The following is a 13799-nucleotide window of genomic DNA, read 5'->3' on the forward strand; positions in this document are numbered from 1 at the left end:
CGGCACCCACTGGATCCGGGCGGGCCGCATGCGGCAGACTCGGCGCATGCAGATCTCGCGCGGCGGCGCCGCGGCCCTCACCGCGGCGTTCCTGGCGCTCGGCCTGTCCGCGGCGCCCCCGGCAGGCGCTGTGGTGGGCGGCACCGCGGCCGAGGCGTCGGCGTACCCCTGGCTCGCCGCCCTCGGCACGCCGATCTACGCGACCCGCGCGGGTGGCCAGTTCTGCGCGGGCGCGCTCGTCGCGCCCGATCGGGTGGTCACGGCCGGGCACTGCGGCGCCGTCGCGAAGATCCTGCCCGGCACGACGGTGACGTTCGGGCGCACCAATATGGCCGGTCCGGGCGGACTCACCGTGGCTATCAAGGAGGTTCGGCTGCATCCGGACTTCCGAGTGTCGGTGTTCGGCGACGATCTCGCCTTCCACAACGACATCGCGATGCTGACCCTGGCCGAGCCGGTAGCGCTGCCGACCCTGGCGGTCGGGCCCGCGCACGGCGATTCCGCCGAGGTGGTCGGCTGGGGCGTCACCGCCGACGACGATATGTCGAACAGCCGTCTGCACAGCGCACGCATCCCGTTGCTCGCGGACGACGCCTGCGCCGCCTACGGTGCCGAGTTCGACCCCCGTGAGGCCGTGTGCGCGGGTTCCACTCTCGCCGACAGCGCCCAATTCGACAGCGGCGGACCGCTTCTCGTCGACGGCGCCCTGGCCGGTATCGTCTCCTGGGGCAAGGGCAGCGCCGAGCCCGGTTATCCCGGCGTCTACGCGCGCGTCCCCACCCTCGACTTCTGAACCGAGCGGTATGAATCCGCTTGGGTGACTTGGTCACCGGCGACCGAACGCGATCCTATCCACATTTGCTGCCGGAATGCCGACACCCGATGCCGCGCCGACGCACCGGATGTGCGAAGTGTCGCCGAACCCGCCCGGACCGTCCCGTTCCGGACGTACCCTGACCACATCCACTCCGGCCGCGAAGACGCGGGATGTGCGCGGCCGCGGGGAGCATCGATCAGTGACGAGGAAGCTGATGACCGCGCCGGACCCGAACCTGCCGTACTCGACTGTCGTCTCCGCCGATGGCACCACCATCGCCTACCTCACCGTCGGCGACGGACCCGCGGTGATCGTCGTCCCCGGCGTATTGTCGGTTGCCAGCGGGTATCTGGCCTTCGCCCGGGCACTGGGCGCGCACTACACCGTGCATGTCATGCAGCGCCGCGGACGCGACGGGAGCGGACCGCAGGGCGCCGATTACAGCATCGGCAAGGAATGCGCGGACCTGCTCGCCCTGCGCGCCGAGACGGGGGCCGAACTGCTTGTCGGCCACAGTTACGGCGGTTTGGTGGCCCTGGAGTCCGCGCGCGGGTGTCCCGGCATCCGCAAGGTCGCGGTGTACGAACCGGGGCTGTCCATCGACGGTTCGATGCCCAGCGACTGGATGCTGGTGTACGAACGGAAACTCGCACAGCACAAGCCGTTCGACGCGTTCGTGGAATTCGTGCGGGCGCTGGGCCCGGAGTCGGTTCGCCGCACCCCGCGCTGGGTGATGCGCCGGATGATGCCGCTGGTCATGGCGGCGCCGGAGCGCGAACTGGTCACCGGGCTGCTGGCGGAGAATCTGCGCGAGCACCGCGAGATCGTGCGGCTGGACAACACCTACCCCTGCTACCGCGAGATCGAGGCCGAGGTGCTCTTCCTGCAGGGCGGCAAGGACCACGCGCCGCAGGCCGATATCGACCGGGCCACACTGGAATACGTCATACCCCGCTGCACGGGGCATCTGTTTCCGGATCTGGATCACTTCGGGCTGGACAAACACGCCCCGGAGCGGGTGGCCGGAGTCATCGGGACCTTCTTCTCCGGCTGACCCACCGGCGCGCGGAAAGGCCGAGTTCTCTTCGCCCCGGGTCAGGCCCGGCGGCGGACCGGTTCGCAGCAACCGGGGGCACAGGGCGCGCCGTTGGTGGTGCAGCCGTAGCCCGGTACTTCGCCGAGGCGACGGGGCGCGAGCCCCGCGAGGTGTTCGCGCACGAGTTCGGTGACCAGCTCGGCGAATCGGGGGTCGGGCCCCGGCGTGCCCGCGCGGGCGAAGGCCATGTCCAGCTCGGCGGCCTTCGCCCGCGCCTCGTTGTCCAGGTCCCAGATCACCTCGAGGTGGTCGGAGACGAACCCGACCGGGCACACCACGACGGCGTCGATTCCCTTGGCCGACAAAGCTTCCAGATGATCGACGATGTCGGGTTCCAGCCACGGCACCTGCGGCGGGCCGGAACGGGACTGCCACACCACGTCGAAATCCTCGAAACCGGTTGCGGCGGCGCACAATCGGGCCGCGTCGACCACCTGGCGGCTGTAGAGGTGGCCGCCGTCCGCGGGCGGCCCCGCGGCCACGTCGGCCGACACCGGGATCGAATGCGCCGTGAAGACCAGGCGCGCCCGGTCCCGGCGGTCGCCGGGCAGGTCGCGCACCGCCGCGCGGATGGCGTCGGCGAACGCCTCGACCAGCAGCGGATGGTCGAAGTACTGGCGCAGCTTCACCAACTCCGGCGCCCGCTCCCCGGCCGCGGCGCGCGCCCGCGCGATGTCCTCGTCGTACTGCCGGCACCCCGAGTAGCCGCCCCACGCGGAGGTGGGAAACACCAGGGCCGAACCGATTCCGTCGTCGCGCATCCGGGTGACGGTGTCCTCCACCATCGGATGCCAGTTGCGGTTGCCGAAATAGATCGGCAATTCGATACCGGCACGGGCGAATTCGGCCTCGACCGCCGCGATGATGTCGCGGTTGAGCGCGTTGATCGGCGAGACGCCACCGAAATGCAGGTAGTGCTCGGCGACCTCGGCGAGCCGCTCCGGCGGCACGCCACGCCCACGGGTGACGTTCTCCAGGAACGGCAGCACGTCCTCCGGCCGTTCCGGACCGCCGAAGGACAGGACGAGCAGTGCGTCGTATTCCATGCCCACCTCAGTTCACGTCGATGTCGCGACGGTCCGGAAGCCGGAAACGCTCAGTTTGCCGACCAGTTCTCCGGGAACCAGGTGTTGTGACTGGCCCCGCCGTCCACGTAGATGATCGAACCCGTGGTGCCGGGCAGCCAATCCGACAGCAGGGTGACGATCGACTTCGCCACCACGGTCGGGTCGTCGACGTCCCAGCCGATCGGGGAGGCGCCGTCCCAGTAGGTGTTCAGCATGGTCAGCTGCTTGGCGTCGTCGGTGGCGGTGCCCGCGATGGCCTTGGCGGCGAGGGTCTTGATCGGGCCGGCGGCGATGAGGTTGGAGCGAATGCGCTTGGCCTCGCCCACTTCTCGCGCCACGTACCGGTTCACCGACTCCAGCGCGGCCTTGGCCACACCCATCCAGTTGTAGTAGGGCAGCGCGGTGCGCGGATCGAAATCCATGCCGACGATCGAGCCGCCCTCGTTCATCACCGGCAGCACGGCCCGCGCCAGCGAAGCGTAGCTCCACGCGGAGATCTCGAAGGACTTGGCGGCATCCGGGCCGGGACCCTCCAGGAACGGCTTGGCGTCGGGGCCCATCAGGGTGCGCGGCGCGAAGGCGATCGAGTGCAGCACGCCGTCGACACCCTCGGGGGCGAGTTCGCGCACCTTGTCCGGCAGCGCGGCCAGGTCGTCCTCGCTGGTGACGTCGAGGCCGATGGCCGGGGCGATCTCCTGCGGCAGCCGCTTGGCGATCCGGTCGATCAGCCGCAGCCGCTCCGGGATGCCGGTGATGATCACCTTGCCGCCCTGTTCCTGCGCCACCTTCGCGGCGTGGAAGGCGATCGAGGAATCGGTGATGATGCCGGTGATGAGGACGGTCTTGCCTGCGAGCAATCCGCTCATGAGTCGTCGGGTCTCCTGTTCGAGGTCTGCGGGGCCGGGAACGAGATCGAAATGCTCAGTGGCCCATGCCCAGGCCGCCGTCGACCGGGATGATCGCGCCGCTGATGTACTGGGCCTGGTCGGAGGCGAGGAAGCTGATGGCGGCCGCGACGTCCTCGGCCTGGCCCATGCGGCCCGCCGGGATCGCCTTGAGCGCGACCTCGCGCATCTCCTCGGTCATCTCCTCGCGGGTCATGTCGGTGTCGATGAAGCCGGGCGCGACCACGTTGGCCGTGATGTTGCGCGAACCGATCTCGCGGGTGATGGCCCGCGCCATGCCGATCAGACCGGCCTTGGCGGCGGCGTAGTTCACCTGTCCGGGCACGCCCATCGTGCCGACGACCGAGCCGAGGAAGATCATCCGGCCGAAGCGGGCCCGCAGCATCGCGCGGTTGGCCCGCTTGGCGCAGCGCCACGCGCCGGTGAGGTTGGCGTCGATGACGCGGGTGAACTGCTCCTCGCTCATCCGCATCAGCAGTGTGTTGTCCACGATGCCGGCATTGGCCACCAGCACCTCGACCGGACCCTGCGCGGCCTCCACCTCGGAGAACGCCTCGTCGATCGAATCATTGTCGGTCACATCGCATTTCACGCCGAACAACCCGTCCGGCACCCCCGAACCCCGATGCGTGACAGCGACCTTGTGTCCGTCGGCGGCGAGCCGCTGGGCGACCGCGAGACCGATGCCGCGGTTGCCGCCCGTCACCAGCACCGACCGGGATGTGAAGTTCGACATGGGGGTAAACCTACCCTCTCGCGGCAGCGGCAATCGACCGGGGCACTCCGTCCTGGGATATCGCACAACGGTGATCGCCGACCGCGACTCCGAATATCCCGGCAGTGGTCGAGTTCGCCGCGCACCTGTCCGGATTACGGGAGTCGTTGCCGGTATGCCAGGCCGGCTACGGCGCCTGCGGCGGTCAGCAGGAGGCCCAGGAGCAGCCAGGGGCGGCTCGCGTCACCCATTTCGGTTTCGTAGCCGATCTGGCCTTGCAGGGTGTCGTAGACGTCCGTCAGCTGCTGCAAGGTGGACGCGCGGTAGAACTGCCCGCCGGAGATCTTGGCGATCTCCTGCATCGCCTCGTCGTCGACATCCACGCGCACTTGCTCTTTCGTCCCGTCCGAGCGGGGGATTTCCACGTACGAGCCCTTGGTGCCGAACGAGATGGTGGAGACCGGGACGTTCTTCTCCTTGGCCACCCGGGCCGCCACGTATTCGTGGCGAGGGTTGTCGTAGTCCTCGAAGGAGGGGACGGTCTGCTTGCCGTCGGACATCAGCACGATGCGGGCCGGGGGCGGTGATTCGACGCCGCCGAGGACCGAGCCGAGTGTCTCGATCGCTTGCAGCGCCGAGAAGATGCCCTCGCCGGTGGCGGTGCGTTCGGACAGCTTCAGGTTGTCGATGGCGGCCTTGGCCGCTTCGTGATTCGCGGTGGGCGACACCAGAACCGACGCGGTGCCCGCGAAGGCCACCAGACCGAGATTGATGCCGCTGGGCAGTTCGTCGACGAAATCCTTGCCCGCCTTCTGGGCGACCTGCAGCCGGGTGGGCGGTACGTCGGTCGCCTCCATCGACAGCGACACATCGATCACCAGCATGACGGTGGCGCGGTTGCGCGGCACCTTCTTCGCTGCCTGCGGGCCCGCCGCGGCGATCGTCAGCAGCACCAGGCCGACCAGGATCAGCGCCACCGGCACGTGCCGCCAGCCGCTGGGCCGCTTCGGGGCGACCTGCTCGAGGGTCTCCATGTTGGCGAACCGCAGCAGATGACGCTGACGACGCCGCTGCACCACCACGTACAGCAGCGCGATGGCGGCGACGACCAGCAGGAAGGCCAGCCAGACGGCGGCCGTGAAATGCGAAATGCTCACTGTCGGGGGACCTGTCCGGTCGGGGCGCCGAACGTGTGGCGCCGGGTGGACACGAACCGGACGACGTCGGCGATCCAATCCCGATCGGTGCGCAGGGTCAGCACCGGGGCGCCGCAGCCGCGCAGCGCCTGCTCGACCTGGCCGCGGTGCCGCTGCGCCGCGCGCGCGAAATCGCCGCGCAGCGTGGGCGTTACGGAGAACTCGCGGGTGCGGCCGGTCTCGGGATCGTGCAGCACCACGTCGCCCACGTCGGGCAGTTCCAGATCCAGCGGATCCAGCACCTCCACCCCGAGCAGATCGTGGCGGCCGGAGATGGCGCGCAGCGACCGTTGCCAGTCGATGTCGCCGAGGAAGTCCGAAATCACCACGGCCAGACCGCGTTTGCGCTGCGGCCGGCGCAGCGACTCGATCGCGCCGCGCAGGTCGCCGCGCACGCCGTCGGCCGCGTGCGGGGTGGTGGCGATGCTGCGCAGCATCGCCTGGGCGTGCACGCGCCCGGCCCGCGCGGGGATGCGGAACAGCCGCTCGCCGTTGGCGACGACCGCGCCGATCCGGTTGCCGCCGCCGCTGGTCAGGTGGGTGACCGCGGCCGCGGCGGCGACCACCAGATCGCGCTTCTGGCACAGCGCGGTGCCGAAGTCGAGGCTGGCGGACAGGTCGACCACGAGCCAGGTCTCGAGCTCGCGGTCGGCGATCATCTGCCGCACGTGCGGGTGCGTGGTGCGCGCGGTGACCGACCAATCCATCTGCCGCACATCGTCACCGGGCTGATACTCGCGCGCGTCGCCGGGTTCGGAGCCCGGGCCCGGGATGAGGCCCAGGTGATCGCCGTGCAGCACGCCGTCGAGGCGGCGCCGCACGGTCAGCTCGAGCGTCTTCAGCGCCGCCGACAGCCGCGGATCGTTCAACTGGCCGGAACGGAACGAAGGGGGTGCGGCACTTCCTCGGGTGGGTGGGGTCTTCGCTGGATTCGTCACTGGGGCAACCGGATCCGATGCTCCGTTCACGGACGCTGCGGCTGCTGCTGACCGACGGCCTGCTGACCGTTCGGGACGGGCGGCTGCGGCACGCCCTGCTGCGGGCCCACCGCGGGCGCGGGCATCGGCGCGACCGGCTGCTGGTTCGGCGCGGGCGCGTTCGCCTGCGGCGCCACCTGCGGCAGGCCGACGGTCTGCAGCACGCGGCGGATCACGTCGTCGGGGCTGACCTCGTCGGCCAGCGCGTCGTAGGACAGCACCAGGCGGTGGCGCAGCACATCGGGCACCACCTCGACCACGTCCTGCGGGACCACGTAGTCGCGGCCGCGGATGAGCGCGACGGCGCGGGCGGCGGCGATGATGCCGAGGCTGGCGCGCGGCGAGGCGCCGTAGGCGATCCAGCCCGCGACGTCCTCGAGGCCGAACTCGGCCGGGTTGCGGGTCGCGGAGATCACCCGCACCACATAGTCGACCAGGGCGTGGTGGACGAAGGTGTTCGACGCCAGGCGCTGCAGCCGGATCAGCTCACCGGGCTCGAGGATCTGCTTGGGTTCCGGCGGGGTGACCCCCATCCGGTAGATGATCTCGCGCTCCTCCTCGATGGAGGGGTAGTCGACGACGACCTTGAACAGGAAGCGGTCGCGCTGCGCCTCGGGCAGCGGGTACACGCCCTCGCTCTCGATCGGGTTCTGGGTGGCCATCACCAGGAACGGGTCGGGCATCGGGAAGGTCTTGCCGCCGATCGACACGTGCCGCTCGGCCATCACCTCGAGCAGTGCCGACTGCACCTTGGCCGGCGCGCGGTTGATCTCGTCGGCGAGCACGAAGTTGGCCACCACCGGGCCCAGCTCGGTGTCGAACTCCTCGCGGCCCTGCCGGTAGATGCGGGTACCGACGAGGTCGGTCGGCACCAGGTCGGGGGTGAACTGCACGCGGGAGAAGGTGCCGCCGACGACCCGTGCGAAGGTCTCGACCGCGAGCGTCTTGGCGATGCCCGGCACGCCCTCGAGCAGCACGTGGCCGCGCGCGAGCACACCGACGAGCAACCGCTCGACCAGACGATCCTGGCCGACGATGACCCGCTTGACTTCGTAGATCGCCTTCTCCAGGGTCTGGACATCGCGCTCGAGGGTGGCGGGCGCCGGCGCGTCTTTCGCCGAATTCACCGTGCTCACACCATCAGTCGAAGTCACAAACATCCCCGCTTTCGCCTAGTCCGGCCCCGTGAGGCTCGCCGCTGCATCTGTGGTTCACCAGCCGGTGCGTCGTGTCGGCCGCGGCGGCCGTCCGACGTCACCCGGCGTGTTCCCCACCACTATTCCAGGTTCGACATCCTCCCCCAACGCAGCCAGGGGATTCCGACACGCCAACTCGCCGCGCGCCACGCGCGGCATTGTGAACCCTAACGCAAATCCCGCCGCGCGCGCCTGAGAGGACACTGGGAGTCCTCAGGTGAGCAGTCGCACCGCGTACGGCATGATGCCCCCCTCGCGGACCGGCGAAACCTTCACCACGTCGCCGGATTCGGGCGCTTCGACCATTTTGCCGTCGCCGAGGTACAGCGCCACGTGCTCGCTGCCGTTGGCGCCCCAGAACAGCATGTCGCCGCGTTCGCGTTCGGCGACCGGCACCCGGGTGCCCATCGTGTACTGGTAGCCGCTGTAGTGCGGCAGGGCGATCCCGACTCCGGCGAAGGCGTAGATCATCAGGCCCGAACAGTCGAAACCGACCTTGTCGTAGTCGCCGTAGCTGTCGGCGACGCCGCCGTCGCGGATGCCGAGCGTGGGGCCGTTCTCGTCGCCGCCGCCCCAGGAATAGGTGACGCCCAATTGCGACATCGCGCGGTCGACCACGGTTTCGATCAGCTCCGACCGGCTGCCGGAGGGACGCGCCGGACGGTCGGGCAGCGAGGCATGCGGCGGGGGTGCGTTGTCGAGCTGGGTGTGCGGCCGCTTGCCCGTGCCCACCTGCGCGGCGCGGTCGTGGGCGGCCCGGTCGGCGGCCGCGCGGGTGGCGGCAGCGGCCGCGGCGGCCTGGGCGGCGGCCGCCTCGGCCTGGCGCTGGCGGTCCCAGGCCAGGAACGCCTCGCGCTGCCCCTGGAGCCCGGCCACTCGCTCGCGTGCCGCGTCGAGCCGCTGCTGGGCCGAATCTCGTTGGCCCAGTAGCGCGGTGCGTTGCGCGGCCTGTTGCTGCTGGGCGGCCTGGGCGGCGACGACGGCCTGCTGGGCGTCCAGTTTCTTCTGTTCGGCCGCGGCCGCGGCGGCGTCGGCGGTCTGCTTCGCCCGGCGCGCCGCCGAGTCCCGGTTGGCCTGCTCCAGCTGGGCCCGGCGCAGCAGCTGCAGGGCGTCCTGCCTGCTCTTGGAGGCCACACCGAGTAGTTGCGCCCGGTCGAGGGCTTCGGCCGGATCCGCGCCCGCGAGCACGTTCACCATCGATCCGGTCGCCGGTTGCGTGTAGGCCTCGATGGCGAACCGATCGAATTCGGTACGGGCCCTTGCCACTTGGGCACCGGCGGCGGCGAGGTCGCGGCTGCTGGCCTCGGCCGCCGCGTTCGCGGCATCGGCCGCCGCCCGTGCGGCCTGCAGGTCGACCAGGGCCTTGTTCACCGCCTCGCGGCGCAGCGCGACCTCGGTGTCGAGGCGGCGCAATTGCTGCTCGGCGGCGGCGACCTCGTTGATCAGCCCGCTGACCTCGGCCACGCCGGCATCCACCTGCCCGCCCGCGTCGGCGATGTCGCCGTCGCTCGGATTGGGCGGCGGCGCGGGCACCGCACCGGCCGCGCCGACCGACACCGACAACGCGACCGCGCACACCAGCAACCCCAGCGCGACTCTGATCGAGGCCCCGTGCCGCCCCACTCGCACACCTCCCTGGATCCCGCTCCGGTTCCCGGGGAACGAGGTTCACCGGGACTGCGCTGGGCGACCAGTTACCGGCATCGCCTCATGAGCCCCGACCGCACCGGACACCCCGGATACCCCAACGGTTGCTGTGGGCTCATATGACACTCTTTCCACTTCCGTGCCAATCGAAACCGTACGACACTTCTTGCACGGAGAAAACATCTGTCACAGAATGACAGGCTTGTAGTTCGACGGTAGCCGTGCAATAGCTGTTCTTGCGCGCGGATTTATGCGCGCAAAACGGACCGCACGTTCGGTAAAGCGCCCTGAAGAGACGCGAATGCCCCCGGTGACTCCTGGGAGTCGCCGGGGGCACATGCAGAGCAATCCGCCTCGGGTCTCGCTATTCAGCGCCTTTCCCGGCCGCCGCGCTGCCGGCGGCGGACTCGGGTCCGGGAGTGGTGTTCGCGCTGCGGCGCAGCTTCACGCGGTAGAGGACCACGACGACCACGGCGATGGCGGCGATGAAGATGCTCGCGGCGACCGTGGACGAGACCGTCTCGGGGGCTTCCAGGCTGCCGACGAAAGCCTGGGCGGCCTCCGCGCTGTGACCGCCGTGCCGGTTCTTGGCCACGTCTTCCGCGCGCTCCAGGCGATAGCGGCTGATGGATTCGCTGTAGGTGCCGGCCCAGTCGTCGCTGAGCACCACGACGGTGCCGTGCTCGGTCTTGCCCACCTTGGTGGCCAGGTCACGCAGACTCGAGTCCGGCGCCGGGTTGCCCTCGACCACGACGATGCTCAACGGGATGCCGTTGTCGCGGGCGTCCTGGACGATCGCCGCCAGCTCACCCTGCTTCTGCCCCTTCGGAGTGGCGACGTGGTTGTCCGCGAGATCGGCCAGGACCGCGTTCAAATCCGTGTCGTGCGGTAGCTCCGCGGTCTTGGGGGTGAGAACCGAGGTGTCAAAGACGGTCATCTTCCATCCGGTTTGTCGAGTCGCGGGCGCGACGGGCATCCAACACTCTGCAGGCGATCAGCATGCTGACGGTGGTCGCCGGAACCGACTACCTCCGGCGGACTCGTGAGCACAGTACGCGACAGGAGGATGATGGTTGCTGGCACGGCGCGCGTGACGCGCCCCCCGCGTTTCACAGGACAAGCGTACTGTTAGGGTTGTCCGTACGAGGCGCACAGCCCAGACTGCGCCCTCGACCCGGGTCGCCGGCACAGCCCCGCCGGCGGCCGACCCCCGTGGGGGCCTGCGGGCAGGACCCGGCGGAGGAAGCTTGCATAACCACGTAGGGCCCCCGCGGCCCCATCAGACACGACGAGTGGAGCTGAACGTATGACGAGCATCGATACATTCGGCGCCAAGGGCACCCTCGAGGTAGGAGATCAGTCGTATGAGATCTTCCGCCTCTCGGCCGTGCCCGGCACCGAGAAGCTGCCCTACGCCCTGAAGGTGCTGGCGGAGAATTTGCTGCGCACCGAGGACGGCGCCAACATCACCGCCGACCACATCCGTGCCATCGCGCAGTGGGATCCCTCCGCCGAGCCGAACACCGAAATCCAGTTCACCCCCGCGCGTGTCATCATGCAGGACTTCACCGGCGTGCCCTGCATCGTCGACCTGGCCACCATGCGCGAGGCCGTCGCCACCCTCGGCGGCGACCCGGACAAGGTGAACCCCCTCGCTCCCGCCGAGATGGTCATCGACCACTCCGTCATCATCGACGTGTTCGGCCGCGAGGACGCCTTCGAGCGCAACGTCGACATCGAGTACCAGCGCAACGGCGAGCGCTACCAGTTCCTGCGCTGGGGCCAGACCGCCTTCGACGACTTCAAGGTCGTGCCGCCGAGTACCGGCATCGTGCACCAGGTCAACATCGAGCACCTGGCCCGCGTCGTCATGGTCCGCAACGGGCAGGCCTATCCCGACACCTGCGTCGGCACCGACTCGCACACCACCATGGTCAACGGCCTGGGTGTGCTGGGCTGGGGCGTGGGCGGCATCGAGGCCGAGGCGGCCATGCTGGGCCAGCCCGTGTCGATGCTGATCCCGCGCGTGGTGGGCTTCAAGCTGACCGGTGAGATCAACCCCGGCGTCACCGCCACCGACGTGGTGCTGACCGTCACCGACATGCTGCGCAAGCACGGCGTGGTCGGCAAGTTCGTCGAGTTCTACGGCAAGGGCGTCGCCGAGGTGCCCCTGGCCAACCGGGCCACCCTGGGCAACATGAGCCCCGAATTCGGTTCCACCGCGGCGATTTTCCCGATCGACGACGTCACCATCGAGTACCTGAAGCTGACCGGCCGCACCGACGAGCAGGTCGCCCTGGTCGAGGCCTACGCCAAGGAGCAGGGCCTGTGGCACGACGCCGACAAGGAGCCGGCCTACTCGGAGTACCTGGAGCTGGACCTGAGCACCGTGGTGCCCTCCATCGCCGGACCGAAGCGCCCGCAGGACCGAATCCTGTTGTCGGAGAGCAAGACCGCGTTCCGCAAGGACATCCACAACTACACCTCCGACGCCGAGTCGGGCCCGGCCGCGCGCACCCCGCACAGCAAGCTGGACGAGGCCGTCGAGGAGTCCTTCCCCGCCAGCGACCCGGCGGTGCTGTCGTTCGCCGACGACGGCTCGGTGCCGCTGCACTCGGCCGCCAACGGCGCCGAGGGCCGGCCGTCCAAGCCGGTCAAGGTCTCCACCGAGGAGTACGGCGACTTCGTGCTCGACCACGGCGCGGTGGTGGTCGCCTCGATCACCTCCTGCACCAACACCTCCAACCCGTCGGTCATGATCGGCGCGGCGCTGCTGGCGCGTAACGCCGTGGACAAGGGCCTGTCCCGCAAGCCGTGGGTGAAGACCTCGATGGCGCCGGGTTCCCAGGTCGTCAACGGGTACTACGAGAAGTCGGGTCTGTGGCCGTACCTGGAGAAGCTGGGCTTCAACCTGGTCGCGTTCGGTTGCGCCACCTGCATCGGCAACACCGGCCCGCTGCCGGAGGAGATCTCCAAGGCGGTCAACGACAACGACCTGACCGTCACCGCGGTGCTGTCGGGCAACCGCAACTTCGAGGGCCGCATCTCCCCCGACGTGAAGATGAACTACCTGGCCTCGCCGCCGCTGGTCATCGCCTACGCGCTCGCGGGCACGATGGACTTCGACTTCGAGCACGACGCGCTGGGGCAGGACTCCGACGGCAACGACGTGTTCCTGAAGGACATCTGGCCTTCGCCGAAGGAAATCCAGGACACCATCGACGCGGTCATCTCCCGCGACATGTTCCTCGAGGACTACAAGGACGTCTTCAAGGGCGACGAGCGGTGGCGTTCGCTGCCCACCCCGGAGGGCAAGACCTTCGAGTGGGCCGAGGACTCGACCTACGTCCGCAAGCCCCCGTACTTCGAGGGCATGCCGCAGACCCCGGAGCCGGTGCAGGACATCAAGGGCGCGCGAGTGCTTGCGCTGCTCGGTGATTCGGTCACCACCGACCACATCTCCCCCGCGGGCAACATCAAGCCGGGCACTCCGGCCGCGCAGTACCTGGAGTCGCACGGCGTCGAGCGCAAGGACTACAACTCCTACGGCTCGCGGCGCGGCAACCACGAGGTGATGATCCGCGGCACCTTCGCCAACATCCGGCTGCGCAACCAGCTGCTCGACGACGTCTCGGGCGGCTACACCCGCGACTTCACCCAGGCGGGCGGCCCCCAGGCCTTCATCTACGACGCCTCGCAGAACTACCAGGCCGCGGGCATCCCGCTGGTGGTGCTGGGCGGCAAGGAGTACGGCTCGGGGTCCTCGCGCGACTGGGCGGCCAAGGGCACCAGCCTGCTGGGCGTCAAGGCGGTCATCACCGAGTCGTTCGAGCGCATCCACCGTTCCAACCTCATCGGTATGGGCGTCATCCCGCTGCAGTTCCCCGAGGGCGAGTCGGCGGCGTCGCTGAAGCTGGACGGCACCGAGACCTTCGACATTGAGGGCATCACCCAGCTGAACGAGGGGGTGACTCCGAAGACCCTGAAGGTGACCGCCACCAAGGAGAACGGAGACAAGATCACCTTCGACGCCAAGGTCCGCATCGACACCCCCGGTGAGGCCGACTACTACCGCAACGGCGGCATCCTGCAGTACGTGCTGCGCAATATGATCGGCAGCTGATCTGCGGTTTCGTCCACCGAGCGGGTTCGCTCGTACTGTGAGTACCCCCGCGTCGACGCG

The 13799-nt window shown here is 69.4% G+C and carries 11 protein-coding genes; 3 read left to right on the forward strand and 8 right to left on the reverse strand.

The features are described from left to right. Positions 1 to 46 precede the first annotated feature (46 nt). Both NWFMUON74_RS17655 and NWFMUON74_RS17660 read left to right on the forward strand, forming a co-directional pair. Positions 47 to 793: a serine protease gene (locus NWFMUON74_RS17655; RefSeq protein WP_187682985.1), complete on the forward strand. Its 747-nt coding sequence runs from the start codon at positions 47 to 49 to the stop codon at positions 791 to 793. 223 nt (positions 794 to 1016) lie between these two features. Beyond that, entirely contained in the window at positions 1017 to 1871 is an 855-nt protein-coding gene (locus NWFMUON74_RS17660) for an alpha/beta fold hydrolase (RefSeq protein WP_197986857.1), read from the forward strand. 41 nt (positions 1872 to 1912) lie between these two features. Here NWFMUON74_RS17660 and NWFMUON74_RS17665 read toward each other — a convergent pair whose 3' ends face one another. The 8 genes from NWFMUON74_RS17665 to NWFMUON74_RS17700 all read right to left on the reverse strand — a co-directional run bounded on the left by NWFMUON74_RS17665 (position 1913) and on the right by NWFMUON74_RS17700 (position 10553). Further along, entirely contained in the window at positions 1913 to 2959 is a 1047-nt protein-coding gene (locus NWFMUON74_RS17665) for a ferrochelatase (protein ID WP_187682986.1), read from the reverse strand. Positions 2960 to 3009: 50 nt separating this feature from the next. Next, on the reverse strand, positions 3010 to 3846 hold the full coding sequence (inhA, locus tag NWFMUON74_RS17670; RefSeq protein ID WP_187682987.1) for an NADH-dependent enoyl-ACP reductase InhA: 837 nt from the start codon (positions 3844 to 3846) through the stop codon (positions 3010 to 3012). Positions 3847 to 3901: 55 nt separating this feature from the next. Beyond that, the gene (gene fabG1, locus NWFMUON74_RS17675; protein WP_187682988.1) at positions 3902 to 4621 is read right to left on the reverse strand and encodes a 3-oxoacyl-ACP reductase FabG1; all 720 of its coding nucleotides are present in this window, start codon (positions 4619 to 4621) and stop codon (positions 3902 to 3904) included. Between the two features lie 134 nt (positions 4622 to 4755). After that, positions 4756 to 5757 carry a VWA domain-containing protein gene (locus NWFMUON74_RS17680; protein ID WP_187682989.1) on the reverse strand — a complete coding sequence of 334 codons (1002 nt, stop codon included), beginning with the start codon at positions 5755 to 5757 and terminating at the stop codon, positions 4756 to 4758. After that, a complete protein-coding gene (locus NWFMUON74_RS17685) occupies positions 5754 to 6734 on the reverse strand; it encodes a DUF58 domain-containing protein (RefSeq protein WP_187682990.1) in 981 nt (326 codons plus the stop codon). The genes NWFMUON74_RS17680 and NWFMUON74_RS17685 overlap by 4 nt, the downstream gene beginning before the upstream one ends. A gap of 26 nt (positions 6735 to 6760) precedes the next feature. Continuing rightward, a complete protein-coding gene (gene moxR1, locus NWFMUON74_RS17690) occupies positions 6761 to 7933 on the reverse strand; it encodes a chaperone MoxR1 (RefSeq protein WP_187682991.1) in 1173 nt (390 codons plus the stop codon). A gap of 249 nt (positions 7934 to 8182) precedes the next feature. Then, positions 8183 to 9592, reverse strand: a complete 1410-nt coding sequence (locus NWFMUON74_RS17695) for an NlpC/P60 family protein (RefSeq protein ID WP_342213626.1) — start codon at positions 9590 to 9592, stop codon at positions 8183 to 8185. Positions 9593 to 9980: 388 nt separating this feature from the next. Beyond that, positions 9981 to 10553, reverse strand: a complete 573-nt coding sequence (locus tag NWFMUON74_RS17700; RefSeq protein WP_187682992.1) for an Rv1476 family membrane protein — start codon at positions 10551 to 10553, stop codon at positions 9981 to 9983. 369 nt (positions 10554 to 10922) lie between these two features. Between NWFMUON74_RS17700 and NWFMUON74_RS17705 the strand changes: the two genes are divergently transcribed. After that, positions 10923 to 13739 carry an aconitate hydratase gene (locus NWFMUON74_RS17705; protein WP_187682993.1) on the forward strand — a complete coding sequence of 939 codons (2817 nt, stop codon included), beginning with the start codon at positions 10923 to 10925 and terminating at the stop codon, positions 13737 to 13739. Positions 13740 to 13799: the final 60 nt, after the last annotated feature.

Origin of the sequence: Nocardia wallacei, from assembly GCF_014466955.1 — a bacterium.
Lineage (GTDB): Bacteria > Actinomycetota > Actinomycetes > Mycobacteriales > Mycobacteriaceae > Nocardia > Nocardia wallacei.

Coding starts and splice junctions, on each gene's coding strand:
- NWFMUON74_RS17655 (WP_187682985.1), top strand. CDS start 47: ATGCAGATCTCGCGCGGCGGCGCCGCGGCCCTCACCGCGGCGTTCCTG.
- NWFMUON74_RS17665 (WP_187682986.1), bottom strand. CDS start 2,959: ATGGAATACGACGCACTGCTCGTCCTGTCCTTCGGCGGTCCGGAACGG.
- inhA (WP_187682987.1), bottom strand. CDS start 3,846: ATGAGCGGATTGCTCGCAGGCAAGACCGTCCTCATCACCGGCATCATC.
- fabG1 (WP_187682988.1), bottom strand. CDS start 4,621: ATGTCGAACTTCACATCCCGGTCGGTGCTGGTGACGGGCGGCAACCGC.
- moxR1 (WP_187682991.1), bottom strand. CDS start 7,933: ATGTTTGTGACTTCGACTGATGGTGTGAGCACGGTGAATTCGGCGAAA.
- NWFMUON74_RS17700 (WP_187682992.1), bottom strand. CDS start 10,553: ATGACCGTCTTTGACACCTCGGTTCTCACCCCCAAGACCGCGGAGCTA.
- NWFMUON74_RS17705 (WP_187682993.1), top strand. CDS start 10,923: ATGACGAGCATCGATACATTCGGCGCCAAGGGCACCCTCGAGGTAGGA.